Below are 23,964 nucleotides of genomic sequence, written 5' to 3'. Positions count from 1 at the left end.
CCCTATTGACTAAATTTCATTTTTATTTCTTTTATGAATAAGCAAATCCTCCTTAGTTTCGGTATGCTTGCCCTTACCATAGGCTTTTCTCAGGCTCAAGCCGACAAGCAGAAAGTTATTTCCAATCTGCAGGACAAAACGGATTACTACGGGGCTATATCCAAAAAAGTCTGGGATTACGCCGAAGTAGGTTACCAGGAAACGAAAAGCTCCGCTCTTTTGCAGGCGGAGTTAAAAAAGGCTGGGTTTAGCATTGAATCAGGCGTGGCGGGTATTCCGACGGCCTTCATTGCCACCTACGGAAGCGGAAAGCCTGTCATTAGCATTCTAGCTGAATACGACGCCTTACCCGGACTGGCTCAGGAAGCTACCCCCGAACGCAAGGTCATTGAAGGTCAGCGGGCGGGTCATGCCTGCGGTCACCATTTGTTCGGAACGGGTTCATCCGCAGCTGCCATTGCGGTAAAAGACTGGCTTAAACAATCCGGCAAAACTGGAACCATAAAACTCATCGGAACACCCGCAGAAGAAGGAGGTTCGGGTAAAGTATACCTGGTTCGGGATGGAATTTTCAATGATACCGACGTGGCATTGCACTGGCATCCGGGCGATGCGAATGCCGCTAATCCTTCTTCTTCACTAGCTAATATTTCGGGCAAATTCAGATTTAAAGGTATTGCCGCTCACGCCGCTGCGGCTCCCGAACGCGGTCGTTCCGCTCTGGATGGTGTAGAAGCCATGAATGACATGGTGAACATGATGCGGGAACACATTCCACAGGACACCCGAATTCATTACATCATTACCAAGGGCGGTGAAGCCCCTAACGTAGTGCCCGATTTTGCTGAAGTCTATTATTATGCCCGTCATAAGGACCGGAGTATCTTACAAAACGTTTGGAAACGCATTACCAAAGCTGCCGAAGGAGCCGCTCTGGGTACAGAAACACAAATGGAGCTGGAAGTAATTGGTGGGGTGTATAACCTGCTTTCCGTAGACGCTTTATCCAGCGTTATGCACAAAAATCTGGAAGCTGTTGGGGGCTTTACCTACACCCCTGCTGAACAGCAATTTGCCGATAAGATTTCAGAAACGTTCGGAGCTTCTTTTGGCTCCCTGCCTAAACGCGGCACGGCTCAGCAAATCGCTCCTTACTCGGCCGCCAGTTTATTAGGGTCTGCCTCTACTGATGTCGGGGATGTCAGCTGGGTGGTACCAACCGTAGGGTTAACGACCGCTACCTGGGTTCCGGGAACGGCGGCTCATAGCTGGCAGGCGGTAGCTGCTGGTGGTACCAGCATTGGCGTGAAAGGAATGATGGTCGCAGCAAAAACCCTCGCATTAACCGCAATTGATCTCTATAATGATCCTTCTTTAGTGAAAAAAGCGAAAGAAGAATGGGAGGAATTGCGGGGTAAAAACTTTAAATACGAAGCGTTACTGGGTGATCGTAAGCCCGCTTTGGATTACCGGAAGTAACATAATCAGTACCTATTTCATCCCTTAACTAATCAATTTTTGCATGAAAAAATACTTCTATCTCGCAGTTTTACTGCTAGGCAGTTGGGCTGCACAGGCTCAGAAAGACAATAGCCAGCAGTATCTTCTAAATCAGATTGACAAAAAGTACCAGGATTATTGCCAGGTGGCCCGACAAATCTGGGGTTTCGCTGAACTGGGTTATCAGGAATCGAAAAGCTCCGCTTTGCTTAAAGAAACGTTACAGAAATCTGGATTTCAGATTCAATCCAATGCCGCAAATATTCCAACGGCTTTCGTAGCTTCATACGGTAGCGGCAAACCCATTATTGGCATTTTAGCTGAGTACGATGCCTTACCAGGCTTGTCCCAGGATTCCGTACCGGTTCAAAAACCATTAAAAGAAGGGGCATCGGGACACGGTTGCGGCCATAATTTATTCGGAACGGCTTCGGTAGCTGCGGCCATAGCCTTGAAAGATTGGATGATTCAGACCAAACAGGCTGGCACAATTCGCCTATACGGAACACCTGCCGAAGAAGGGGGTGGAGGAAAAGTGTTCATGGCCCGTAGTGGTCTTTTCGATGACGTAGACGCAATTTTGCATTGGCATCCAGGCACTAGTAATAATGCTTCGGCTACCACCTGTCTGGCGGTAAAATCAGGACTGTTTCGTTTTTACGGAAAAACGGCTCACGCCGCCGCCGCTCCCGACCGGGGCCGTTCGGCTCTGGATGGCGTAGAAGCGATGAATTACATGGTGAACCTGATGCGGGAACACGTTCCCGAAAAATCACGGATTCATTATGTCATTACCAAAGGTGGTTTAGCTGCTAACGTTGTTCCCGATTATGCGGAAGTAGAGTACGTGGTTCGTCATCCTGATGTAGAGGAAACGGAGAAAATCTGGGATCGTGTGGTGGAAGCAGCCAAAGGGGCAGCCCAGGGAACCGGCACTCGAATGGAGGTAGAAGTACAATCAGGACTTTTCAATTTATTACCCAACGAAACCCTGTCCAAAGTAATGGATGCCAGTTTGCAGAAAGTCGGTGGTGTGATCTATACCCCTGCTGAAATGGAATTTGCCACCAAGCTGCGAGAATCTTTCGAGGGAAAAGTTGCCCCCCTTTCCGAAGCAGCCACGGTTCAACCCTTCAAAATGGGTTACTTTCCTGCCTCTACCGACGTAGGAGACGTTAGCTGGCTAGTACCAACAGCAGGGTTGTCAACGGCCACCTGGGTACCGGGAACGGCTGCTCATACCTGGCAGGCCACTGCTGCCGACGGAATGAGTATTGGCTTTAAAGGAATGAGTAATGCTGCTAAAATTATTGCCCTCTCAGGAGCTCAACTGTTTAGTAACCCTGCTATTATTAAACAGGCGAAAGAAGAACTATCCAAACGCCGTGGGGCAGAATTTCAGTACAAACCTCTGATTGGATTCGAGATGAAACCTCCTTTGGATTTCCGGAAAAATGCCGTCGTGACGAAGTAATCTCTCTGATATTCGTAAATAAAAATCCGCGTTTAACGATGCGGATTTTTTATTCCTTTTTCTTACCAATCAGCGATTGTATCCGTTTCCACATTTCTTCACCCAATAGAGATTCAGTAGGAATTCTTAATAGTTCAGCCAGTATAATTCGTTGTTCCAAGGAAGGAAAGGCTTTTCCAGCCTCCCAACTGCTATACGTGCTTTGAGAAACCCCTAAACTTTCTGCTACTTCCTGTTGTGACAACCGAAGTTGACGCCGGGCTTTAATCAATATACTACCAATATCAATTAGCATACTTATTTTTTATTATAAAACTTACGTAAAAAAACTCAATATTTTAGTTATCTAAAAACCGAATAATAACTATCGGTTTAGTTGTTTAACTAAATTGAATACAGTCCATACTTATAGCTTTTTCATGCAAAATATTTCTGTTATAAACAAATTAATATCAGATTAATATTATTAAATATTAAATAATATATACCGCTTATTTGATGTTTGATACAATAGCCCTTAGCTTACTTTGCTTAAGCAATCCAAGGTTCTGTCTGGTTCAGTACGGGAGATTGCAGAACACTAAGTCAAATATTATATGAAAAAATTATCATTGGAAGCTCTGAAAGCTGATGTTAATCAGAAAAAATTAAGCACTCATGAGAAAGGAGATATCACCCTGGAATCAATTAAGGGAGGAGATTTAGCAGATTGCCACCTCTTAAGAGATATGTATAACGCAGCCTATGATCATTTATTCAATGGTAGACTTATAATCTTCTAACCGAGAAATAGTGTATTTAGTATCTTAGATACTAACATTGCATTATTTTTTTCAGATTTATGTTGCTATGTTGAATAATATATCATTCTATTAAGTGTGATAATTAAGAAGTATATGCATTACTCTGCGTTGATTTAATCTCTAAGTAATGCGTATACTTCTTACATTCAATACCATAATACACAAATAATAATAGCTTCATTGTAAATAAATTAAAATATTCTCTTAGTAAATACTTATAATACATATAAATTCAATTATTCATTTTTATACAAAATCATGTAAGAATCCGGCATTCTACCCGTTTATTACGATAACAACAATGACTTTCAACATATATCATTTCCAAATACAAAATATCACTAAATTAATAATATAAATAGATGCTCAATTATTTATTTTTAATTATCAAGTTAATTTGTCTAATACTCATTACTGGTATTATTAGTAGTATTTTAATATCAAATATATTATCAATAATAGGTATAAATAGTTCATTGGAATATAGTATACCTATAAAATACCAAGACAATAAAATAACTTTTTTTTTAATAGTAGTTATTTTAGGTCCTATCTGGGAAGAAATTGCATTTAGACTTCCCCTTATCTTTACTATTGAAAAATTTTTATTATCTACTATATTCATCACATACTATGTGATATCAAAATTATTAAAATCAAACACTTACAGTGATTTTTTTTATTATATTTTCATAATTTCACTCTGCGTATATTATTCAAACAATAAAATTTCAAACAATAAAATTTCAAACAATAAAATTTCAAACAATAAAATATATTCATTTTTCAAAAAATACAGAAAAATAACAACTGTACTATATTCTATTCTATTCGGCATTTTTCATATAAATAATTATAAAATATCTTTTGAAAATATTTACATAATACCGATCATTACTTTACCTCAGACATTAAATGGAATTATCCTTAGTTATATAAGAATCAAATATGGGGTTTATTTTTCAATATTTATTCACAGTACTTATAACCTATTAACATTTATTTTAACATGAATTTAATACAATTTATAATCAAAACAGACAATATTATTAATAATAATATTATACTTTCTGATATAATCAGAAACAATATATATGAACAATATCCTAAGATATCTAATTTAGATTACAATAACAGGTCTATCTTTTTAGAGCCTTCTATTTTCTATTATTTCATGTCTAATACTGAGGATAAGATATCCATATTCCAGTCATTAATAGGTTATATTTTTCCAAATAAATTTACTTTTCCTATTCAGCTTACATCTGACAGATATGGATTAATTAATATACCTAACTTAGGCTATATAAGATACAATCAAAAGAATAATTCATTATATAGCCATCTAGATGTCTCTTCCTCACTTATCCCAAATCAATTCATTTTTAATAGTAAAATACGTATTTGTTTAGACTGTTCAAATCAATTATCTATCGGAAACAAAATAAACCTAAGTGAATCTCCTGAATTAACGATTAATAAAAACATAAATGTATTAAATAAATCCGTTATATTTCTGCAAGAATATTTGCCCATTTTTTGGCATTTAATTGAACTGGTAACCAATGAATTTGTAGTCTTTAATAGCACTAATAAAAATTCATTCGCGAGTATAATACATCACGGAACTGCTTATTTTAACACAGAAGGTAAACTACAAACTCCAATTTTTTTTATTGACGATATTTCTCACCAATGTGGGCATATCATCTTCAATGTTCTTACTTTGAAAAGTAATGATTTTTTAAAAGTTCCAAAAGATTATCCATTAAATAAATTTACGGGTAATAGCTATGATAGGCGAAATGTGTATGGAGCCTTTCATGGCTTATTTACGTATACCACCATTTTATATTCGCTAGATACGGTGTTAAGTACAGATAACCATGAGCTGGATAAAATAGAAGCCTTAGGCCGTTTAGGCTTTTATTTAAGCAAATTTCAGCTTGATCTCATCAACCTAAATAATCCGGCTATACTAACCGAACAGGGAATGGATTATCATCATCAGTTTCAGTTAGGCTATACATACATAGTCAATAAATATGCTAACCAAATAGCAGGCTTAAACTATTCCAATCAACCTTATACATATCAACATGATTTATTTATTCTGGCAAATTCTAAAATACATACTTCCCTCTATTAAGCGTGCAAGTATATTTCTGTTGTTGGTTCATTCATTTATTAGTACAGCTCAGAATTCTAATGAGAAAGCAATCCGAGTATTAAATAATTTACCGCACACATTTTCTGTTTCATGTTTGGTTAAAGCGAAAGGAACTATATTTAATTTAGGACACTATAATATTCCTGAAAAAACAATAGAAATCCCTATTGAAGATACCTATGGGTATTTTCCAAAAGAACAGGTGAATTATTTAAACAGTACAATTCAATTAAATGGAACTACTTTTACACACGGAGCAGTAACTAAACAGGACAGCTTGTGTGAAAAAGGGTATTATGAAAATAAATATAAATTATCAGGGAAGTCGGAAACCGAAGAGTTTACTTTTCAATTAGCTAAAGCCTGGCCAGATCAATTACTGGCTTTTGCGTGGAAAAATAAAAAATCATTGCAATGGATCTGCAAAGAAGGAAAGAATGACGTAATTTCTTTCAGTTATAAAGGGGATGATGTCGTTACACTTTACATTAATTCTATTAGTCACCAAGTAGTAAAAGTATCTCAGCCTTTCTATGACCGTATTTATGGTAATACCTATCGGATTACAGAATATAATAACTATACGAAAGAAGGTTACCCTAAACAGAGAATTGATTGGGAATATGGAATAAAAGAACGGGAACTAACCTACGAATCTGTACAGTATAGTGTAAAAACAGATGTAATAGCTCTAAAAAAATTACCCGAAAGTTTTACCTCTACTTTACCCGAACCAGTTACTCCCCACGAAAAAATAACCTGGGAATCACTTACCCCCAACCTGGATCTGGTAAAGATTGAATCACAGAATAATAAGGTATTAATAGCACATTCAGAAGGCCGGTTAGCTCTGTTTGAAACTCCCGCGGGTATTCCTTTAAATCAACAGATTTTAAAAGAAATTCGGCAGCATTATCCGTACCAAAACCTTAGTCATCTCTTTGTCACGCATCATCATCCTGATCATGCTGGTGGTATTTATGTTTATGGTTCCCTTCCGGTTACCTTGGTTACTACGCAGGGTAACCAGCTCTATTTTACTAAATTACTCCATACCAATCATTCCTGGTCTACTGATTCAGCAAAGATAAAGCCTTCCCTGAAGATGGAATTCGTTCCGCTTAATGGAGCAAAGACATTCGAAACATTTGGTGTAACGGCTTATGAAATTGGAAAAGAAAACGGGCACACTGACGAGCATTTGGTGTACTACTTTCCAAAGGAAAAACTGCTCTGGACTGGAGACTTACTGTTTTTCCGAACCGATGGACGAATTTATTCAGCAGGTAGCCGAGGCAAAGCCATTTATGATTTGATTACGAAACATAACTTAATCGTTGAAAAAATCTTCACGGCCTGGCCACTCTATAATCAGAAATTATTTGGAACTCTAGAAGATCTGAAAAAATCTGTAGAAGTAAAATGAGCCGGAAGTTTCCATTTTATCGTCAATATGATCAGAAGGATTGTGGCCCGACCTGTCTTCGGATGATTAGCAAGTATTACGGGAAGTCTTACGATATTACCTATCTAAGAGAAATTTCCCATTTAGCTAGTAGTGGTACTACTCTGGGAGGTCTGGCTGATGCCGCTGAAAAAATTGGATTCAGCACGCTCGCATTAAGCGTTAAATACCAGGATATTTCTGAAAGCTTTCCTCTTCCCTGTATTGCTCATTGGAGGCAACGACATTATGTAGTAGTCTATCAGGCTACTGCCAGTAAAGTAATTGTTGGAGATCCTGGGTACGGACTGATTACCTATAGTAAACAAGATTTTCTGAAAGGCTGGATTCCTAATAAAGCCCTACAGGAAGAGGCCGAAGGAATCGTTTTGCTATTTGAAACAACTCCTCTTTTCTATGAATCAGAGCCTTCTGCTAATCCCCAAAAGTCCTCATTAACTTCTTTTCTTAAGCGTTACTTCCGTCCTTATCAGAGCTATCTGTTTCAATTAATCTTAGGTTTATTTATAGCCAGTTTATTACAATTGGCATTCCCTTTTTTGACTCAACAAATTGTAGACACTGGCATTAATACACGCAATCTGAATTTCATTTCTTTGATTCTGATTGCCCAATTAGTTCTTTTTCTCTCACAAAGCGGTATTTCCATTATACGGAGCTGGATTCTATTACACATCACCAGCCGAATGAATCTGAGAATGCTTTCAGATTTTTTGATTAAACTCATGAACTTACCCATCGCTTTTTTTGATTCAAAAACTTCGGGTGATATTCTGCAACGTATTCAGGATCATAATCGCGTCCAAACCTTTCTTTCTGCTACCACTCTAGATGCCCTATTTTCCTTTGTTACCCTAACTTTATTCGGCTCTATTCTCTTGTATTTCAGCATTCCGATATTCATCCTTTTTTTCGCCGGGTCTTCCTTATATATTCTATGGATTTTAATTTTCATGAGAAAAAGAGCTGAAATAGATTACAAATACTTTGATCAGGCCTCTGGCAATCAGAGCAGTACTATTCAGCTCATTAATGGAATGCAGGAAATTAAAATCAATGGTTCCGAAAAACGTCGTCGCTGGGAATGGGAAGCTATTCAAGCTCGCTTATTTAAACTTAACATTCGTAGCTTATCCATTTCACAGGCTCAAAACGAAGGAGGAAATTTTCTTAACCAGATCAAAAATATTTTCATCAGCTTTTTTGCTGCCCGAGCAGTTATTAATGGTGATATGACGCTGGGATCAATGTTATCAATTCAATACATCATTGGTCAGATGAATGTCCCTATAGCTAATTTTCTAACCTTTATCCGTACGTATCAGGATGCCCAACTAAGCATTGCACGCTTGTCCGAAATCCATAACAAACCCGATGAGGAAGGTAAAGAGCTTCTTTCAATTTCTGATTTACCTAAACAAAAATCTATTCATCTTGAGAACGTAAGTTTTCGCTATGGTAGTAGCAGCTCTGAATGGATTCTTAAAAATATTAGTCTTCACATTCCAGAAGGTAAAACAACAGCGATAGTAGGAGCTAGTGGAAGTGGAAAAACAACCTTATTAAAGTTGCTTTTAAAATTTCATGAACCAACGTCAGGCCAAATTCAGATAGGTAATACTGATCTGAAAAACTTGAGCTATTCCTTTTGGCGGAGCCAATGCGGGGTTGTTATGCAAGAAGGATACATTTTTGCTGATTCCATTGCTCGTAACATTAGCGAATCGGATAGTAATGGTTCCATTGATCGGATTACGCTACAAGAATCGGTTCGAATAGCCAATATCAGCTCCTTCATAGAAGAATTACCTAATGGTTATAATACTAGAATTGGGTCAAGTGGAATAGGCATTAGTGGTGGACAAAAACAGCGTATCCTAATTGCTCGAGCTGTTTATAAAAAACCAGAGTTTATTTTTTTCGATGAAGCCACCAGTGCTCTTGATGCCAACAATGAAGCCGTAATTATAAATAACCTAGAGAATTTCTTTAAAAACAGAACAGTAGTTGTTGTAGCTCACCGCCTAAGTACCGTAAAAAATGCTCACCAAATTGTTGTATTAAATAATGGAGAAATTGTGGAAATAGGTACTCATAATGATTTAGTAGAGAGGCAAGGATATTATTTCTCGTTAGTTAAAAACCAACTAGAGCTTGGCGTCTGATGGAAGAGGAAATACAAAGTGAAATGATCCGGGATTATCTGGAGGAAATCCCACACTGGACTCTTCGTTGGGGTATTGCTATGCTGGCCGTTATACTACTAGCCGTAGGCTGGTTAGGCTGGTTCATTCATTATCCTAGCATTGTAAGAGCCGACTTTACTCTTACATCAACAAATTCTCCTAAAGCCATTATCCCTAAAATAGAAGGTCGTCTCGAAAAGCTTTTTGTGAAGGAAAATCAATTTGTAAAGGCAGATCAAGTACTTGCGTATTTAGAAAGTACCGCAAAACACGCTGAAGTATTAAGATTAGAGAGACAACTAAACCAACTTCAAAAACTCGTTGAGCAAAATGATTATGTACGAATAAATCTCTTCCCAGTTTCTAATTTCGAACATCTTGGAGAAGTTCAAAATTTATATCAAACTTTCCAGCAAAGCTATGTTCATATAGTAGCTTTATTTTCGAATGGCTACTACTTAAATCGGAAAAATAACATTTTAAAGAATATACAGGGGTCTCAACACCTAAATCAACACCTCCAGGATCAATACAAAATTTATGCACGTGATGCAGAATTAGCAGAAAAAGAATTCCAGATTAATGAAAAGCTCTTTTCTGACCAAGTTATTGCCCCTTTAGACCTAAACCACGAAGAAAGTAAAGCATTATCAAAAAAAATACCGTTAAAAAACATAGAGTCTTCTATGGTAAATAATGCATTGCAAATTAATAGTAGCCAAAGAGAACTATTAGAGTGGGAACAAACAGTTATTGAACAAAAAGAAAATTTTAAACAAGCTTTACTCAGTTTACAAAGCAATATTGAAACATGGAAAAATAGATATTTATTAGTTGCCCCTACAAGCGGCTACGTTTATTTTCCTGCTATCCTGCAAGAGAAACAAGTTATTAAAGCTAGCGTAGAATTGATGTATATTGGAAAAGATAACTACTCGTTTATGGGTGAAGTAAGGATTCCTCAGGATAACTTTGGCAAGGTGCAGGTTAGGCAAAAAGTATTGATTAAATTTCAAGGCTATCCATTCGAAGAATTCGGTTCTGTCCCTGGTGTAGTTTCTACTATTGCAAATCTCCCCTCTTCTGACAATCAGTATTTTATCGCAGTAGTTACATTACCTCAAGGACTACGAACCGATCAACAAAAAAATCTTTCCTACAAAATTGGGATGAAAGCTTCGGCAGAAATCATTACTGAGGATTTACGGCTACTTGAACGTCTGTTCTATCAATTCAGAAGAATAACACATTAGCATCTTGCTAAAACAAGAGAGCTGACTAACCAGCCAGCTCTCTTGTTTCATTTGAACTCCAAAAGATTACTCTTCGTTTTTCTTTTCTTCTTCTGAAGCAGGAGCTTCAGGAGCTTGCTCTTCCGTAGCAGGAGCTTCTTCAGCAGCTGCTGCAACTGGGATTGTTTCTACTACTTCAGCAGAAGGCGTATCTTCAGTTGTTTTTTTAGCACCTGTACCACGACGGCTACGACGAGTCGTTTTCTTTTCTTCCACTTCTTTCGCACTGTAGATTTCGTTGAAATCAACCAGCTCAATCAAAGCTACTTCAGCGTTATCACCTAAACGGTTACCCAACTTGATGATACGCGTGTATCCACCAGGACGATCCGCTACTTTCTCAGCTACGGCACTGAACAATTCTTTAACGGCTTCTTTGCTTTGAAGATAGCTAAATACCGTACGACGGTTGTGTGTAGTATCTTCTTTAGCACGGTTGATCAGAGGCTCAGCATATTTACGAAGTTCTTTCGCTTTAGCTAAAGTAGTCTCGATACGTTTGTGAAGAATTAAAGAAATAGTCAGGTTAGCTAATAAAGAGCTACGATGTGAAGCCTGACGGCCTAAGTGGTTAAATTTTTTCCCGTGTCTCATGGGAGTCGTAAGTTGCGGTCAGGACACCAGTTTGCAGCGATCTACTGCCCCACCTATTACGAATTGATTGAAAAAACTATCGAGTGCTGCCCGTTCGATGTTTATAAAAATTGGTTAGAAATGGTTAGCCAACGCTAACATCCCTAACCAATTGCAAATCTACTATTCTTCTTCCAGACGGTACTTAGCCACGTCCATTCCGAAGTGAAGATTTTTATCTGCTACTAGTTGCTCCAACTCCGTAAGAGATTTCTTACCGAAGTTGCGGAACTTCATCATATCAGAGATTTCCAGTTTCACCAGATCACCTAAGGAACGAACGTCAGCTGATTTTAAACAGTTGTACGCACGAACCGAAAGATCCAGATCTTGCAGAGGAGTTTTGAGTAATTTCCGCATGTGCAGGAATTCCTCATCCACTACATTTTCTTCTTCTGGTTTAACCGTTTCGAAAGTCATCGTTTGATCACTGAACAACATGAAGTGTTGGATCAGGATGTAAGCGGCACCTTTCAATGCGTCTTCGGGGTGGATCGAGCCATCAGTCATTACTTCAATGATCAGTTTCTCGTAATCCGTCCGTTGTTCAACGCGGAAGTTTTCGATGCTATATTTTACGTTTTTAATGGGCGTATAAATAGCATCAATAGCAATATGACCGAAAGATAATTCCGTTGTACGAGGCTCGTCCGCAGGAACGTATCCACGACCTTTTTCCAGGATCAATTCAATGTCTAATTCCTTAGACTCGTCGATATGGAGAAGTTCTAATTCGGGATTAAGAATGGTGAAGTAAGGAGTGAACTTCTGGATGTCTCCGGCAGTCAGAACCTTTTGGTTTTTCACCTTCACGTTAATCTTATTATCCAATACTTCAGAGGCCGCTTTGAAACGAACCTGCTTCAGATTCAGAATAATATCAGTTACATCTTCCATTACACCTTCAATGGAAGAGAACTCATGCAGCACCCCTGAGAACTTTACGCTTGTGATGGCGTAACCTTCCAGAGAGGAGAGCAGGATCCGACGGAGGGCATTGCCAATCGTGACACCGTAGCCCTTTTCCAAAGGCTTAAACTCAAATACACCGTGAAAGTCGTTGGCTTTTTCCATTACGACTTTGTCGGGCATTTGGAACGCGAGTATTGACATACGGATTGGGTTTTTAGCGTAATACTTGGATGGTTAACCTTGACGACGCAAAGGATTGAAAGATGGACCAATCCATCTTCCAATCCTCCATGGTCGATAACAAGGCTCTGGAGAACTCCAGAGGAAATATATTCGACCCTAATTACTTCGAGTACAATTCGACGATTGCCTGCTCGTTGAAGCTCTCAGGAATCTGGTCGCGTTCTGGGTAAGTTACAAACTTACCTTGTAATTCAGAATTTTCCCACTCTAACCAGTTGTAACGTTTTGTGTTACGGCCGGCTAAGCTATTCTGAACTGCTTCAAGAGATTTTGATTTCTCACGTACTGAGATCAATTGACCAGGACGCAGAGAATAAGAAGGTACGTTTACAATTTCACCGTCAACAACGATGTGTTTGTGAACTACTAACTGACGGGCCGCACGACGCGTAGGAGCAATACCTAAACGGTAAACCGTGTTATCCAGACGAGCTTCGCATAATTTCAGCAGGTTTTCACCTGTGATACCTTCACGTACGGCTGCTTTATGGAAAAGATTTTCGAATTGTCTTTCCAAGATACCGTAAGTATATTTCACCTTTTGCTTTTCTTGCAATTGGAGAGAGTATTCGGACTTTTTACCCCGCTTGCCCTTGCCATGTTGGCCGGGACCATAGTTCTTGCGAGAAACAGCTTTACCTCCACCGAGAACGGCTGCATCGCCGAAACGACGAGAGATTTTTGCCTTGGGACCTGTGTAACGTGCCATGAAAATGTGTTGGATCGGATACTTCTGAAGTTATACTCCTGGAATCTATCCTGTTTCCTGTATCTTTTGAGTTGTCAAAAAGACAAGGTGATTGTTTGATTAATTGTTCGGCCCGATACTGATAATCACCAACCAGTGGAACCTAAATAGAGTAAGCGTACTCGTCGTTAACTAAACGCGACGACGCTTAGGAGGACGACAGCCGTTGTGTGGCAGGGGAGTAATGTCTTTAATCAACGTTACCTCAATACCTGAACCTTGGATCGTACGGATTGCTGATTCACGTCCTGAACCGGGTCCTTTTACGAAAACCTCAGCTTTACGCATACCAGCTTCATGAGCAACCTGAGCACAGTTGGCAGCAGCAACTTGAGCCGCATAAGGAGTGTTCTTTTTAGAACCCTTGAAGCCCATTTTACCAGCCGAAGCCCATGAAATTACCTGACCTTGGTTGTTGGTAATTGAAATGATAATGTTGTTAAACGTAGCTCTGATGTGAACCTGTCCAACAGGTTCTACCACTACGACCCGCTTTTTGGCTTTGTCTTTCCGTTTTGCCTGAGCCATTTCTGATGGTGTTGTTTGAGTTTTAAGTTTAAAGCCTGATTACTCAAACTTTAAACTTAAACTAATTATTTCGTTGCTTTCTTCTTGTTAGCAACCGTCTTACGCTTACCTTTCCGAGTACGAGAGTTGTTCTTCGTTTTCTGACCACGGAGTGGTAATCCTTTACGGTGACGAAGACCACGGTAACATCCGATATCCATCAAACGTTTGATGTTTAATTGGATTTCTGAACGCAAAGGACCTTCCGTCTTGTATTCAGAACTAATGACGTTACGAATCGCGGTTGATTCTTCATCATTCCATTCGCCAGCTTTTTTATCAACGCTAACGCCAGCTTTAGCTAAAATAGTGCGAGACAAGCTACGGCCGATGCCGAAGATGTACGTGAGAGCGATTTCTCCTCGCTTTTTGTCGGGAATGTCTACCCCTGCAATACGAGCCATATTTGGTCGGATAAGTTTGTACGCTCAAAATCGAGCGGAATTAACCTTGACGTTGTTTGAACTTAGGGTTTTTCTTGTTGATCACGAAGAGCTTTCCTTTGCGACGAATTACTTTGCAATCAGCACTACGCTTTTTGATCGAAGCTTTAACTTTCATTTTATTCAAGTTTTTCAGTCTTCAGATTTCAGTTAACTCCTGAAAAATGGAAACCAATTTGATTACTTGTAACGGTAGGTAATACGAGCCTTGGACAAATCATAAGGAGACATTTCCAATCTCACCTTATCTCCGGGAAGGATTTTGATGTAGTGCATCCGCATCTTTCCAGAAATGTGAGCGATTACTTCGTGCTTGTTTTCGAGCTGAACCCGAAACATTGCATTGGATAATGCTTCTAAAATGATTCCGTCAGTAGTTATAGAGCTTTGCTTTGCCATGTTTTTGGCTTAGGATAGGGATAATAATGTTAAGAAGTACTCGCCCTATCCTAATGTTTATGCGATGGCCATACTTCTTTCAGCCAGGACTTGCTCAATGTATTCGAAGGTAGTTAAGATCTCAGCTTTTCCTTTACGAACCGCTACCGTATGCTCAAAATGAACTGCGGGCAGGCGATCACTTGTGCGGATAGTCCATCCATCTTTTTCTTGTACTACACTACGTTTACCCAGGGTAATCATAGGCTCAATTGCTAAGGTCATACCTTCTTTCAATTGAGGTCCCTGACCACGTCTTCCATAATTGGGGACTTCCGGGCCTTCATGAAGAAATTTGCCTACACCATGTCCGACTAACTCCCGGACCACTCCGTAACCAAACTGCTCCACATAACTTTGTACTGCAAAACCAATATCACCAATCCGGTTGCCAGCAACGGCTTTGTCTATTCCCTGAAAAAGAGACTCATACGTTCTTTTCAAGAGGGCCTTGACTTCAGGTTTTACTTCTCCTACGGGATAGGTAAAAGCACTGTCCGAATGGTAATCATTCAAAAAGACACCACAATCAACTGAGATGATATCGCCTTCCTTTAATCGGTATCCGCTGGGGAAACCGTGCACGACTACTTCATTTACTGAAATGCAAAGTGCTGCAGGAAAGCCGTTATATCCTTTGAAAGAAGGAGAACCCTTATGGTCGCGAATAAATTCCTCCGCTACTTTATCGAGTTCTTTTGTGGTAACTCCTGGATTAATCAGTTTAGCTACTTCCGCGTGAGCCTTACCCAAAACCTGAGCACTGATTTTGATTAATTCAATCTCCTCGTCAGTTTTGAGATAAATCATCTTCTAAAGAATTAAATAGTCGATACGCTTTCGGTAGTTCTACCTTGAACGCGACCTGATTTCATTAATCCCTCATAGCGACGCATGAGCAGATAACTTTCAATTTGTTGTAAGGTATCTAATACTACCCCTACCAGAATCAGCAGAGAAGTACCACCAAAGAATTGAGCAAAACCTTGAGAGATACCAAACAAGCGAGCAATAGAAGGCATTACGGCTACTAAAGCTAGCATGATAGCTCCTGGAAGAGTAATACGATCCAGAATCTGACCAATGTATTCTGATGTTTCGAAACCAGGTTTTACACCAGGAATGAAGCCACCACTTCTCTTCATATCATCAGCAATTTGTTGAGGATTGACTGAGATCGCCGTATAGAAATACGTGAAAATAATGATCAGGAAACCGAATAGAACGTTATACTGCCAGTGATCATAGCTGTTGAATGCCTGAGCAATCGACTGAGCGGTGTCACTTTTTTCAGCAAAATATCCTGCTACTAAACCGGGAACGAACATCAAAGCCTGTGCGAAAATGATAGGCATTACACCTGCTGCATTCAGCTTTAATGGAATGTATTGACGCTGTCCACCTACTACTTTATTTCCAACAACCTGCTTCGCATATTGAACTGGAATTCGACGGGTAGCCTGCGTGATTAAAACTGCACCCATTACTACAAAGTAAAGAGCCACAAGTTCAACAACGAAAATCAAAGCACCACCGGTTCCTCTTGAGCCAGCTTCCTGTAATAAGGCTACAGGGAAACGAGCTACAATACCAATCATAATCAACAGAGAGATACCATTTCCAATACCTTTATCAGTGATACGCTCGCCCATCCACATACAGAAGATAGTACCAGAAATCAGGATAATAGTAGAGTAAATAGTAAACCAACTACGCTCGATCATCAGAGCTTCAGCTGGAATTTGTGACTGGGTATAAGCAATAGCCTGGGCTGTCGTCACGAAAATGGTTAAAACCCGAGTAATCTGGTTAAGCTTACGCCGTCCTGATTCTCCGTCTTTCTGCATTTTCTGGAAATAGGGTAATGCAATGGTCAACAGCTGAATTGCAATAGACGCCGAGATATAAGGCATAATCCCAAGGGCGAAAATTGATGCATTTTGAAAAGCACCCCCTGAGAAGGTATTAATCAAATCAAGCAATCCATTTCCCTGGCCTTTGGGAAGTCGAGCTGGATCGATACCAGGCAGGACAATGTATGACCCTATACGATAAACAGTAATGAACAACAGAGTGTTGAGGATCCGAGTACGGAGCTCCTCAATGGACCAAATGTTCTTGAGTGTAGTTATAAACTTGTTCATTCCCGCGAGGATTCAAATTCACCTGTCGTTCAACCGGATATTAAACCGTAACTGCTTTACCACCAACTTTTTCGATAGCTTCAGCAGCAGTTTTTGAAAAAGCGTGAGCTTTAATTTCTAAAGCTGATTTCACTTCTCCACGGCTCAAAACTTTAACGAGGTCGTTTTTACCAACCAGACCGTTATTGTAGAGCAGTTCGATGTCAACAACGGTAGCGTTTGTTTTTTCAACCAGCGATTGAATAGCATCAAGGTTGATACCTTTGTATTCAACACGATTCAGGTTGTTAAAACCAAACTTAGGTACGCGACGTTGTAAAGGCATTTGACCACCTTCGAAACCTCTTTTACGGCTATAGCCAGAACGAGACTGAGCTCCTTTGTGACCGCGAGCAGCAGTAGCTCCTTTACCAGAGCCTTGTCCACGACCCACACGCTTACCTACTTTCGTAGAGCCGGGGGCTGGTTTCAAATTGCTAAGATTCATTTTAGTATTGATTCAAAGAGTAAAACGAAGTTTACCCACTGAGTTCTTAGATTTCTTCTACTTGAATGAGGTGGTTCACTTTACGAATCATACCAGCAATGGCATCATTCAGCTCTACTTCCACACTCCGATTGATTTTGCCCAAACCCAGGGCTTTGATAGTACGCTTTTGGTTTTCAGGACGTTCAATCGTGCTGCGAACCTGAGTAAGTTTAACCTTTGCCATTTCTTTAAAGTTCTCTGTCTTTAATTCTTTATTCCTAAAAGTTTCAGGAATAAAGAATTAAGGAACTCTATGACTTATCCATTGAATACTGTTGCGAGCTTCACTCCACGCTGACGAGCTACCTCATGAGGAGCACGCATCTTAAGTAAAGCATCTACCGTAGCTTTAACTACGTTGTGAGGATTTGAAGATCCCTTAGATTTCGCTAATACGTCGCGGACACCAGCACTTTCCAGTACGGCACGCATGGCACCACCAGCGATAACACCCGTACCAGGAGCAGCAGGCTTCAGAAGAACGAATCCACCTGAAAACTTACCTTCCATGTCATGAGGTACCGTATGCTTCAGCAGAGGAACCTGAACGATGTTTTTCTTAGCATCTTCGATTCCTTTTGCAATTGCGTCTGTTACTTCATTAGCTTTACCTAAACCGTAACCCACAACGCCTTTGCCATCACCAACCACTACGATAGCAGAGAAGCTAAAGCGACGACCGCCTTTTACTACTTTGGCTACACGGTTGATAGCAACAACGCGTTCCTTCAAATCTGACTCGTTATACTTAGTAGGTCTGTTCGTTTGCATGATTCTTTGAAATTAGAATTGAAGTCCTCCTTCACGGGCTCCATCAGCTACTGCTTTAACTTTTCCGTGATACAGGTAACCGTTCCGGTCAAAGATTACAGCTTCAATACCTGCAGCTTTTGCTTTTTCAGCTACTTTCACGCCTACTTGCTTAGCCGCTTCAACATTATTTCCAGCTACACCTAATTCAAAAGAAGAGAAAGCGGCAATGGTTTTACCAGCTTCATCGTCAATGATTTGAGCATAAACACCTTTGTTAGAACGAAATACCGTTAAACGTGGACGCTCAGGTGTACCGGCTATTTTACTACGGATGCTACGCTTGATGCGTAACCGCCGAGAGTCTTTTGTAGTTGCCATTGTTTACTATGATTTTGTGGATTACCGACCCACTTACGTTGAAATAAAAAGCTTTAAAAACTTCTATGAAGCGTTTAAAGCTTTTTATTAATAATTTATTTCTTACCAGCCGCTTTACCAGCTTTACGACGCACGAATTCACCAGTGAAGCGAATACCTTTGCCTTTGTAAGGCTCAACTTTACGCAGAGACTTAATTTTGGCAGCGACCTGGCCGATTAGTTGCTTATCAATACCTTCCAAAACCACTTTAGGGTTTTGACCTTTTTCCATTGCTGTAGAAACCTTCAATTCAGAAGGAATAGCAACGAAAATGCTGTGTGAGTAACCTAAAGCTAATTCAAGGATGTTACCTTGGTTAGAAGCCTTATAACCTACCCCAACGATTTCCATTTCCGTACGGTAGCCAGTGCTCACACCGATTACCATATTGTTGATCAGGGCACGGTACAGACCGTGAAGTGCCTTGTGGCGTTTTTGCTCGGTAGGGCGAACCACTTGTAACTCGCTTCCTTCGATTTCTACCGTGATGTCTGGGTCGATAGCTTGTGACAGTTCACCTTTAGGTCCTTTAACCGTAACCAGGCTTTTGTCAACATTTACCGTTACGCCAGCGGGCAGAGTAATGATTTTTTTACCAATGCGTGACATGGTATCTTTCTTTTAAAATGAATTAGCGGAGGTTTTCAGTGGTAAGATTACCCTCCGCTAATTCAAATGTTAATTAATAAACGTAGCAAAGTACTTCGCCACCCACATTCAGGGTACGAGCTTCTTTGTCCGTCATAACACCTTTCGACGTTGAAAGAATAGCGATGCCTAAACCATTCAACACCCGAGGAAGCTCTTTCGAACCAGAGTACTTGCGAAGACCTGGCTTACTGATCCGGGTTAACTTCACAATGGCCGACTGTTTCGTCAGGGGATTGTATTTTAAGGCAACTTTGATGGTTCCTTGCACGGAAGCCTCATCGTCGAATTTGTAACTTTGAATATAGCCTTTCTCAAAAAGAACTTTTGTAATCTCTTTCTTGAGATTGGAAGCCGGGATCTCGACGATTCTGTGGCGAGCCTTGATGGCATTCCTCAGACGGGTCAAGTAATCTGCAATCGGATCCATGAAAGAATATGATTTTGCTACGGGCCGCTCAAACGGCTCGCAAAATTAGAGAATCAAAATGGATACACCAAAAAATTACCAGCTGGATTTTGTTACGCCCGGAATTTTTCCATCAGAAGCCATTTGACGGAACGTAACACGGCTGATACCAAACTTCCGCATGTAACCTCTTGGACGACCGGTCAGTTTGCAACGATTGTGCAAACGTACGGGGGAAGCGTTACGGGGAAGTTTATCGAGACCTTCGTAATCGCCGGCCTCCTTAAGAGCTTTGCGTTTCGCTGCATACTTAGCTACCAGACGCTCGCGTTTCCGCTCTCTTGCTTTGACTGATTCTTTTGCCATTTTGTTTGCTTATAATTGGTCCCCGTCCTTTTCAGAATTGAAGTAACGGGGGATCAATAATTACTTTTTTTGTCCAGCAAAGGGCATTCCTAAAGCCTTCAGCAGTTCTAAGCTTTCAGCATCAGAGTTAGCTGTAGTAACGAACGTGATATCCATACCTGAGATTTTCTGAACCTTATCGATTGAGATTTCAGGGAAGATGATTTGTTCTTTTACACCTAAAGTGTAGTTACCACGACCATCAAAACCTTTGTCGCTAATTCCTTTGAAGTCACGAACGCGGGGCAGAGCGATTGCGGTCAGACGATCCAGGAATTCGTACATTTTTTCGCCACGAAGCGTAACTTTTGCTCCGATAGGCATGTTCTCGCGAAGTTTGAAGTTCGAAATTGCTTTCTTAGAGATCGTTGCTACGGCTTTCTGACCTGAGATAATCGTAAGCTCTTCTACACCTACGTCTACCAGTTTCTTGTCAGCTACAGCAGCACCGATACCTTTATTGATCACAATTTTTTCCAGTTTCGGTACTTGCATCACCGATTGGTACTGGAATTTCTCCTTCAACGCAGGAACTACTTCGTCAAAGTACTTTTCTTTTAATCTGGGAGTTGCCATTGATGCGAATGGTTTGTGGATTTCCGACCCACGATTTGAAATGGAAACTAAAAACCGGTTGAATCCGATTCTTAGCTAATTAAATAAGGTTACCGCTTTTCTTGCTGTAACGTTGGGTTTTACCCTTTTCGTTCAGCTTGCGGCCCGTGCGGGAAGCTTCTCCAGTCTTCGGGTCTACCACTTTCAGGTTACTGATGTGGATAGGACTTTCGATTTCCTTGATTTCTCCCTGAGGGTTAGTCGCTGAAGGTTTCACGTGTTTCTTAACCAAGTTAACACCTTCAATGATAGCCCGTTGCTTTTCGCGGTCTACAGATTTGATAACGCCTTGTTTTCCTTTGGCATCACCGGCGATTACTAGAACCGTATCACCACTGCGGACGTGAAGCTTCACTTGCTTTTGCTTTTCCATTGTTTGATTTCGTACGATTATCCTGAGTGATTAGAGCACTTCAGGAGCCAGCGAAACAATTTTCATGAATTGCTTTTCACGCAATTCGCGAGCAACCGGTCCGAAGATCCGGGTACCCCGAGGTTCGTCCTGGTTATTAAGAAGTACAACGGCGTTATCTTCGAAACGGATATAAGATCCATCTTTCCGGCGTATTTCTTTTTTCGTACGAACCACAACGGCTTTAGACACCGTTCCCTTTTTCATGTTTGAAGAAGAGAGGGCCTGCTTTACGGTTACCACGACTTTATCGCCGATGGATGCATAACGCTTGCCCGTACCGCCCAACACACGGATTACCAGTACCTCTTTGGCACCACTATTGTCCGCTACGCTACATCTAGATTCTTGCTGAAGCATGTCTTTGCTGAGATTTCAGTTTTTCAGTTTCCAGTTTGGCTACTAGAAGTATGCCCTATCCTGCAAACTGAAAAACTGCCTGATTACTTGGCTTTTTCGATGATTTCAACCAAACGCCACCGTTTGTTTTTAGACAAGGGACGGGTTTCCATCACTTTGATAGTATCGCCGACGCCACAATCATTGTTTTCGTCGTGTACCATCAATTTGGTCGTTTTCTTTTGGAATTTACCGTAGATTGGGTGCTTCACTTTCCGCTCGACGGTAATTACCACCGACTTATCCATGCTGCTGGATACCACCCGACCAAATCTGACTTTTCTGAGCTTACGTTCTACTTCCATTGTGGAATTTGCTTTATGCCTATTGAAGGCAGTTCTAGCGAGCGTTTAGTTCGGTCGTCATCCGGGCGATAAGCTTACGGGAAGTCCGAATACGCATCGGGTTTTCGATTGGAGAAATAGCATGAGCAAATTGTAAGCGGCTCAGTGCTTCTTTTTCCTGGGCAATTTGTTGACGGAGATCCTCCGTGCTTAACGCCCGAATGTCTTGAATTTTCATTGTCTTAATGTAATTACGTTATCAGTTATCTACTGGGCTGTTTTCCATATGTCGGATAACAGTTAACGAATCACTAGTTAGCTGCTTCCTGATAATCCCGACGTACTACGAATTTCGTACGAAGAGGTAATTTTTGAGCGGCTAACCGGAGAGCTTCCTGAGCCAATTCTAAGGGAACACCCGTTGATTCAAAAAGAATAGTTCCGGGTTTTACGTTTGCTACCCAATACTCGGGAGCACCTTTCCCTTTACCCATCCGAACCTCTGCTGGTTTCTTAGTGATAGGCTTATCAGGGAAAATACGAATCCATACTTGGCCTTCCCGTTTCATCGCACGGGTAACGGCGATACGAGCCGCTTCAATCTGGCGAGCCGTAATACGGCCGGGCTCCAGCGATTTGATTGCAAACGAGCCGAAGGAAATTTCGTGGCCCCGCGTTGCAAGACCCTTGATCCGACCTTTCTGCTGTTTGCGGAATTTGGTTCTTCTAGGTTGTAACATGATCGTTGAGTTCTTTAGAGTCTGAAGCCATAATAACTTATGACTTACAACCTAATTAGCGACGTCCTCCCTGGCCACCGCCACGGTTTCCACCACCCTGGCCACCGCGATTGTTTCCACCGCCACGGTTGTTGTTATTGCCGCCACGGTTGTTGTTACCGCGTCCACGGTCGCCACCACCTTCACCACGACCGCGACGATTTCCACCATCACGATCATCACCACCGCGTCCGCCACGACGATCACCACGATCAGAACCTCCACGAGCTTCAGCGTTACCAGCGTTTAAGCCAGCGTTAACTACTGAAAGATCACGTTTGCCGTATACCTCTCCTTTGAAGACCCAGATCTTGATACCGATCTTTCCGTATACAGTTTGAGCTTCTGAAATAGCGTAGTCGATGTCAGCACGTAAAGTATGCAGAGGGACACGTCCTTCTTTGTACTCTTCCGTACGAGCCATTTCGGCTCCACCTAAACGGCCTGACAAGCGAACTTTGATACCTTGTGCTCCTACACGCATGGCTGAAGCGATTGCTTGCTTCATCGCACGACGGAAAGAGATACGAGCTTCTAACTGTTGAGCGATCGTTTCGCCTACCAGTTTCGCATCGACTTCAGGACGCTTGATCTCGAAGATATTGATCTGAACATCTTTGCCAGTCAATTTCTTGAGCTCTTCTTTAATTTTATCAACTTCATTACCACCTTTACCGATGACAACACCTGGACGAGCCGTGTTGATCGTTAAAGTTACCCGCTTCAGCGTACGCTCGATGATTACTTTCGAGATCGCACCTTTTGGAATACGAGCGGCAATGTATTTACGAATCGTTTCGTCTTCTACCAGCTTTTCAGCGAAGTTCTTTCCACCGTACCAGTTGGATTCCCAACCACGTACAATACCTAGACGAAGACCTACAGGGTTTACCTTTTGTCCCATGGTGTGTTACGCTTCCGTGTTTTCGGTTTTAGTTTCTTCTGCCTTGGCTTTACTAGCTACTACAAGCGTTACGTGATTAGAACGCTTACGTACCCGATATGCACGACCTTGTGGAGCCGGACGAAGACGTTTCAGGAATGCTCCACCATCTACGAAAATAGTTTTTACGTAGAGATCAGCATCTTCCAGCTTTACTTCTTCGCCGAATTTCTCCTGCCAGTTTGCAATTGCCGACAGCAGCAACTTTTCCAGACGCGGAGAGCCCGACTTAGGCTGATATTTTAAAATCGCCAACGCTTTATTTACTTTCTGGCCACGAATTAAATCGGCAACCAGACGCATTTTCTGAGGCGACGTCGGGACGTTATTAAGTTTTGCGATTGCTTCCAT

Annotated in this window: 33 protein-coding genes; 8 read left to right on the top strand and 25 right to left on the bottom strand. The window is 41.0% G+C overall.

Annotated elements, in window-relative coordinates:
* Positions 1-63 precede the first annotated feature (63 nt).
* Both QE390_RS09710 and QE390_RS09705 read left to right on the top strand, forming a co-directional pair.
* Positions 64-1,479, top strand: a complete 1,416-nt coding sequence (locus tag QE390_RS09710) for an amidohydrolase (protein WP_307141985.1) — start codon at positions 64-66, stop codon at positions 1,477-1,479.
* A 43-nt stretch (positions 1,480-1,522) separates the two neighbouring features.
* Positions 1,523-2,974 (top strand): amidohydrolase, encoded by a 1,452-nt coding sequence (locus QE390_RS09705; RefSeq protein WP_307141984.1) that lies wholly within the window; start codon positions 1,523-1,525, stop codon positions 2,972-2,974.
* Between the two features lie 49 nt (positions 2,975-3,023).
* Here the strand turns inward: QE390_RS09705 and QE390_RS09700 are convergent, their stop codons facing one another.
* Positions 3,024-3,269: a helix-turn-helix transcriptional regulator gene (locus tag QE390_RS09700; protein ID WP_307141983.1), complete on the bottom strand. Its 246-nt coding sequence runs from the start codon at positions 3,267-3,269 to the stop codon at positions 3,024-3,026.
* A 301-nt stretch (positions 3,270-3,570) separates the two neighbouring features.
* On the opposite strand from QE390_RS09700, the gene QE390_RS09695 reads away from it, so the two are divergent.
* The 6 genes from QE390_RS09695 to QE390_RS09675 all read left to right on the top strand — a co-directional run bounded on the left by QE390_RS09695 (position 3,571) and on the right by QE390_RS09675 (position 10,851).
* Positions 3,571-3,756, top strand: a complete 186-nt coding sequence (locus tag QE390_RS09695) for a hypothetical protein (protein WP_307141982.1) — start codon at positions 3,571-3,573, stop codon at positions 3,754-3,756.
* Between the two features lie 383 nt (positions 3,757-4,139).
* Positions 4,140-4,790: a type II CAAX prenyl endopeptidase Rce1 family protein gene (locus QE390_RS24760; RefSeq protein WP_373424540.1), complete on the top strand. Its 651-nt coding sequence runs from the start codon at positions 4,140-4,142 to the stop codon at positions 4,788-4,790.
* Positions 4,787-5,926, top strand: coding sequence for a hypothetical protein (locus QE390_RS09690; protein WP_307141981.1), 1,140 nt, complete (start codon positions 4,787-4,789; stop codon positions 5,924-5,926). The genes QE390_RS24760 and QE390_RS09690 overlap by 4 nt, the downstream gene beginning before the upstream one ends.
* The gene (locus QE390_RS09685) at positions 5,877-7,373 is read left to right on the top strand and encodes an MBL fold metallo-hydrolase (RefSeq protein ID WP_307141980.1); all 1,497 of its coding nucleotides are present in this window, start codon (positions 5,877-5,879) and stop codon (positions 7,371-7,373) included. Before QE390_RS09690 ends, QE390_RS09685 begins: the two co-directional genes overlap by 50 nt.
* Positions 7,370-9,577, top strand: coding sequence for a peptidase domain-containing ABC transporter (locus QE390_RS09680; RefSeq protein ID WP_307141979.1), 2,208 nt, complete (start codon positions 7,370-7,372; stop codon positions 9,575-9,577). Before QE390_RS09685 ends, QE390_RS09680 begins: the two co-directional genes overlap by 4 nt.
* Positions 9,577-10,851: an HlyD family secretion protein gene (locus tag QE390_RS09675; protein WP_307141978.1), complete on the top strand. Its 1,275-nt coding sequence runs from the start codon at positions 9,577-9,579 to the stop codon at positions 10,849-10,851. Before QE390_RS09680 ends, QE390_RS09675 begins: the two co-directional genes overlap by 1 nt.
* A gap of 66 nt (positions 10,852-10,917) precedes the next feature.
* Here QE390_RS09675 and rplQ read toward each other — a convergent pair whose 3' ends face one another.
* The 24 genes from rplQ to rplV all read right to left on the bottom strand — a co-directional run bounded on the left by rplQ (position 10,918) and on the right by rplV (position 23,964).
* A complete protein-coding gene (rplQ, locus tag QE390_RS09670; protein WP_307141977.1) occupies positions 10,918-11,484 on the bottom strand; it encodes a 50S ribosomal protein L17 in 567 nt (188 codons plus the stop codon).
* A gap of 162 nt (positions 11,485-11,646) precedes the next feature.
* Positions 11,647-12,636 (bottom strand): DNA-directed RNA polymerase subunit alpha, encoded by a 990-nt coding sequence (locus tag QE390_RS09665; RefSeq protein WP_106636758.1) that lies wholly within the window; start codon positions 12,634-12,636, stop codon positions 11,647-11,649.
* A 142-nt stretch (positions 12,637-12,778) separates the two neighbouring features.
* Positions 12,779-13,387, bottom strand: a complete 609-nt coding sequence (gene rpsD, locus QE390_RS09660; RefSeq protein ID WP_106636757.1) for a 30S ribosomal protein S4 — start codon at positions 13,385-13,387, stop codon at positions 12,779-12,781.
* A 171-nt stretch (positions 13,388-13,558) separates the two neighbouring features.
* A complete protein-coding gene (gene rpsK / locus QE390_RS09655; RefSeq protein ID WP_094816379.1) occupies positions 13,559-13,954 on the bottom strand; it encodes a 30S ribosomal protein S11 in 396 nt (131 codons plus the stop codon).
* 65 nt (positions 13,955-14,019) lie between these two features.
* Positions 14,020-14,397, bottom strand: a complete 378-nt coding sequence (rpsM, locus tag QE390_RS09650; RefSeq protein WP_094816377.1) for a 30S ribosomal protein S13 — start codon at positions 14,395-14,397, stop codon at positions 14,020-14,022.
* Positions 14,398-14,437: 40 nt separating this feature from the next.
* Complete coding sequence (gene ykgO / locus QE390_RS09645; RefSeq protein WP_094816375.1) at positions 14,438-14,554, bottom strand: type B 50S ribosomal protein L36; 117 nt, start codon at positions 14,552-14,554, stop codon at positions 14,438-14,440.
* Positions 14,555-14,616: 62 nt separating this feature from the next.
* Complete coding sequence (gene infA / locus QE390_RS09640; protein WP_093200805.1) at positions 14,617-14,835, bottom strand: translation initiation factor IF-1; 219 nt, start codon at positions 14,833-14,835, stop codon at positions 14,617-14,619.
* Between the two features lie 57 nt (positions 14,836-14,892).
* A complete protein-coding gene (gene map, locus QE390_RS09635) occupies positions 14,893-15,684 on the bottom strand; it encodes a type I methionyl aminopeptidase (protein WP_307141976.1) in 792 nt (263 codons plus the stop codon).
* Between the two features lie 11 nt (positions 15,685-15,695).
* Positions 15,696-17,018, bottom strand: a complete 1,323-nt coding sequence (secY, locus tag QE390_RS09630) for a preprotein translocase subunit SecY (RefSeq protein ID WP_106636755.1) — start codon at positions 17,016-17,018, stop codon at positions 15,696-15,698.
* Between the two features lie 40 nt (positions 17,019-17,058).
* On the bottom strand, positions 17,059-17,505 hold the full coding sequence (gene rplO / locus QE390_RS09625) for a 50S ribosomal protein L15 (protein ID WP_106636754.1): 447 nt from the start codon (positions 17,503-17,505) through the stop codon (positions 17,059-17,061).
* 46 nt (positions 17,506-17,551) lie between these two features.
* Positions 17,552-17,731, bottom strand: a complete 180-nt coding sequence (gene rpmD, locus QE390_RS09620; protein WP_094816367.1) for a 50S ribosomal protein L30 — start codon at positions 17,729-17,731, stop codon at positions 17,552-17,554.
* A 74-nt stretch (positions 17,732-17,805) separates the two neighbouring features.
* Entirely contained in the window at positions 17,806-18,318 is a 513-nt protein-coding gene (gene rpsE / locus QE390_RS09615; protein WP_106636753.1) for a 30S ribosomal protein S5, read from the bottom strand.
* 12 nt (positions 18,319-18,330) lie between these two features.
* The gene (gene rplR, locus QE390_RS09610) at positions 18,331-18,678 is read right to left on the bottom strand and encodes a 50S ribosomal protein L18 (RefSeq protein WP_106636752.1); all 348 of its coding nucleotides are present in this window, start codon (positions 18,676-18,678) and stop codon (positions 18,331-18,333) included.
* Positions 18,679-18,773: 95 nt separating this feature from the next.
* Entirely contained in the window at positions 18,774-19,328 is a 555-nt protein-coding gene (rplF, locus tag QE390_RS09605; protein ID WP_106636751.1) for a 50S ribosomal protein L6, read from the bottom strand.
* Between the two features lie 73 nt (positions 19,329-19,401).
* On the bottom strand, positions 19,402-19,797 hold the full coding sequence (rpsH, locus tag QE390_RS09600) for a 30S ribosomal protein S8 (protein WP_106636750.1): 396 nt from the start codon (positions 19,795-19,797) through the stop codon (positions 19,402-19,404).
* Positions 19,798-19,872: 75 nt separating this feature from the next.
* Positions 19,873-20,142, bottom strand: a complete 270-nt coding sequence (gene rpsN, locus QE390_RS09595) for a 30S ribosomal protein S14 (RefSeq protein WP_093200782.1) — start codon at positions 20,140-20,142, stop codon at positions 19,873-19,875.
* Positions 20,143-20,202: 60 nt separating this feature from the next.
* Positions 20,203-20,757, bottom strand: a complete 555-nt coding sequence (gene rplE / locus QE390_RS09590; protein ID WP_106636749.1) for a 50S ribosomal protein L5 — start codon at positions 20,755-20,757, stop codon at positions 20,203-20,205.
* A 79-nt stretch (positions 20,758-20,836) separates the two neighbouring features.
* The gene (gene rplX, locus QE390_RS09585) at positions 20,837-21,169 is read right to left on the bottom strand and encodes a 50S ribosomal protein L24 (protein WP_106636748.1); all 333 of its coding nucleotides are present in this window, start codon (positions 21,167-21,169) and stop codon (positions 20,837-20,839) included.
* 30 nt (positions 21,170-21,199) lie between these two features.
* Positions 21,200-21,568 carry a 50S ribosomal protein L14 gene (rplN, locus tag QE390_RS09580; protein ID WP_094816351.1) on the bottom strand — a complete coding sequence of 123 codons (369 nt, stop codon included), beginning with the start codon at positions 21,566-21,568 and terminating at the stop codon, positions 21,200-21,202.
* An 83-nt stretch (positions 21,569-21,651) separates the two neighbouring features.
* A complete protein-coding gene (gene rpsQ / locus QE390_RS09575; protein WP_106636747.1) occupies positions 21,652-21,912 on the bottom strand; it encodes a 30S ribosomal protein S17 in 261 nt (86 codons plus the stop codon).
* Between the two features lie 34 nt (positions 21,913-21,946).
* Positions 21,947-22,129 carry a 50S ribosomal protein L29 gene (gene rpmC, locus QE390_RS09570; protein WP_106636746.1) on the bottom strand — a complete coding sequence of 61 codons (183 nt, stop codon included), beginning with the start codon at positions 22,127-22,129 and terminating at the stop codon, positions 21,947-21,949.
* Positions 22,130-22,202: 73 nt separating this feature from the next.
* On the bottom strand, positions 22,203-22,631 hold the full coding sequence (rplP, locus tag QE390_RS09565; protein WP_106636745.1) for a 50S ribosomal protein L16: 429 nt from the start codon (positions 22,629-22,631) through the stop codon (positions 22,203-22,205).
* Between the two features lie 55 nt (positions 22,632-22,686).
* Complete coding sequence (gene rpsC, locus QE390_RS09560; protein WP_106636744.1) at positions 22,687-23,574, bottom strand: 30S ribosomal protein S3; 888 nt, start codon at positions 23,572-23,574, stop codon at positions 22,687-22,689.
* Between the two features lie 6 nt (positions 23,575-23,580).
* On the bottom strand, positions 23,581-23,964 hold the full coding sequence (gene rplV, locus QE390_RS09555) for a 50S ribosomal protein L22 (RefSeq protein WP_106636743.1): 384 nt from the start codon (positions 23,962-23,964) through the stop codon (positions 23,581-23,583).

It is taken from the genome of Siphonobacter sp. SORGH_AS_1065 (assembly GCF_030818595.1).
GTDB lineage: Bacteria > Bacteroidota > Bacteroidia > Cytophagales > Spirosomataceae > Siphonobacter.
Note: the sequence above shows the minus strand (reverse complement) of the source record. Positions and strands in the feature narration are given on the sequence as shown.

What these genes read in the sequence shown, in the direction of transcription:
- rplX (WP_106636748.1), bottom strand. Translation starts at nt 21,169, where the DNA reads ATGGAAAAGCAAAAGCAAGTGAAGCTTCACGTCCGCAGTGGTGATACG.
- rplQ (WP_307141977.1), bottom strand. Translation starts at nt 11,484, where the DNA reads ATGAGACACGGGAAAAAATTTAACCACTTAGGCCGTCAGGCTTCACAT.
- ykgO (WP_094816375.1), bottom strand. Translation starts at nt 14,554, where the DNA reads ATGAAAGTTAAAGCTTCGATCAAAAAGCGTAGTGCTGATTGCAAAGTA.
- QE390_RS09675 (WP_307141978.1), top strand. Translation starts at nt 9,577, where the DNA reads ATGGAAGAGGAAATACAAAGTGAAATGATCCGGGATTATCTGGAGGAA.
- QE390_RS09710 (WP_307141985.1), top strand. Translation starts at nt 64, where the DNA reads ATGCTTGCCCTTACCATAGGCTTTTCTCAGGCTCAAGCCGACAAGCAG.
- rpmC (WP_106636746.1), bottom strand. Translation starts at nt 22,129, where the DNA reads ATGAAAATTCAAGACATTCGGGCGTTAAGCACGGAGGATCTCCGTCAA.
- secY (WP_106636755.1), bottom strand. Translation starts at nt 17,018, where the DNA reads ATGAACAAGTTTATAACTACACTCAAGAACATTTGGTCCATTGAGGAG.
- rpsH (WP_106636750.1), bottom strand. Translation starts at nt 19,797, where the DNA reads ATGGATCCGATTGCAGATTACTTGACCCGTCTGAGGAATGCCATCAAG.
- rpsQ (WP_106636747.1), bottom strand. Translation starts at nt 21,912, where the DNA reads ATGGAAGTAGAACGTAAGCTCAGAAAAGTCAGATTTGGTCGGGTGGTA.
- rpmD (WP_094816367.1), bottom strand. Translation starts at nt 17,731, where the DNA reads ATGGCAAAGGTTAAACTTACTCAGGTTCGCAGCACGATTGAACGTCCT.
- rplF (WP_106636751.1), bottom strand. Translation starts at nt 19,328, where the DNA reads ATGTCACGCATTGGTAAAAAAATCATTACTCTGCCCGCTGGCGTAACG.
- rpsM (WP_094816377.1), bottom strand. Translation starts at nt 14,397, where the DNA reads ATGGCTCGTATTGCAGGGGTAGACATTCCCGACAAAAAGCGAGGAGAA.
- QE390_RS09700 (WP_307141983.1), bottom strand. Translation starts at nt 3,269, where the DNA reads ATGCTAATTGATATTGGTAGTATATTGATTAAAGCCCGGCGTCAACTT.
- rpsD (WP_106636757.1), bottom strand. Translation starts at nt 13,387, where the DNA reads ATGGCACGTTACACAGGTCCCAAGGCAAAAATCTCTCGTCGTTTCGGC.
- QE390_RS09705 (WP_307141984.1), top strand. Translation starts at nt 1,523, where the DNA reads ATGAAAAAATACTTCTATCTCGCAGTTTTACTGCTAGGCAGTTGGGCT.
- QE390_RS24760 (WP_373424540.1), top strand. Translation starts at nt 4,140, where the DNA reads ATGCTCAATTATTTATTTTTAATTATCAAGTTAATTTGTCTAATACTC.
- rplO (WP_106636754.1), bottom strand. Translation starts at nt 17,505, where the DNA reads ATGAATCTTAGCAATTTGAAACCAGCCCCCGGCTCTACGAAAGTAGGT.
- map (WP_307141976.1), bottom strand. Translation starts at nt 15,684, where the DNA reads ATGATTTATCTCAAAACTGACGAGGAGATTGAATTAATCAAAATCAGT.
- QE390_RS09680 (WP_307141979.1), top strand. Translation starts at nt 7,370, where the DNA reads ATGAGCCGGAAGTTTCCATTTTATCGTCAATATGATCAGAAGGATTGT.
- QE390_RS09685 (WP_307141980.1), top strand. Translation starts at nt 5,877, where the DNA reads ATGATTTATTTATTCTGGCAAATTCTAAAATACATACTTCCCTCTATT.
- QE390_RS09695 (WP_307141982.1), top strand. Translation starts at nt 3,571, where the DNA reads ATGAAAAAATTATCATTGGAAGCTCTGAAAGCTGATGTTAATCAGAAA.
- QE390_RS09665 (WP_106636758.1), bottom strand. Translation starts at nt 12,636, where the DNA reads ATGTCAATACTCGCGTTCCAAATGCCCGACAAAGTCGTAATGGAAAAA.
- rplR (WP_106636752.1), bottom strand. Translation starts at nt 18,678, where the DNA reads ATGGCAACTACAAAAGACTCTCGGCGGTTACGCATCAAGCGTAGCATC.
- rpsK (WP_094816379.1), bottom strand. Translation starts at nt 13,954, where the DNA reads ATGGCTCAGGCAAAACGGAAAGACAAAGCCAAAAAGCGGGTCGTAGTG.
- infA (WP_093200805.1), bottom strand. Translation starts at nt 14,835, where the DNA reads ATGGCAAAGCAAAGCTCTATAACTACTGACGGAATCATTTTAGAAGCA.
- rplV (WP_106636743.1), bottom strand. Translation starts at nt 23,964, where the DNA reads ATGGAAGCAATCGCAAAACTTAATAACGTCCCGACGTCGCCTCAGAAA.
- rplN (WP_094816351.1), bottom strand. Translation starts at nt 21,568, where the DNA reads ATGCTTCAGCAAGAATCTAGATGTAGCGTAGCGGACAATAGTGGTGCC.
- rplE (WP_106636749.1), bottom strand. Translation starts at nt 20,757, where the DNA reads ATGGCAACTCCCAGATTAAAAGAAAAGTACTTTGACGAAGTAGTTCCT.
- rpsE (WP_106636753.1), bottom strand. Translation starts at nt 18,318, where the DNA reads ATGCAAACGAACAGACCTACTAAGTATAACGAGTCAGATTTGAAGGAA.
- QE390_RS09690 (WP_307141981.1), top strand. Translation starts at nt 4,787, where the DNA reads ATGAATTTAATACAATTTATAATCAAAACAGACAATATTATTAATAAT.
- rpsC (WP_106636744.1), bottom strand. Translation starts at nt 23,574, where the DNA reads ATGGGACAAAAGGTAAACCCTGTAGGTCTTCGTCTAGGTATTGTACGT.
- rplP (WP_106636745.1), bottom strand. Translation starts at nt 22,631, where the DNA reads ATGTTACAACCTAGAAGAACCAAATTCCGCAAACAGCAGAAAGGTCGG.
- rpsN (WP_093200782.1), bottom strand. Translation starts at nt 20,142, where the DNA reads ATGGCAAAAGAATCAGTCAAAGCAAGAGAGCGGAAACGCGAGCGTCTG.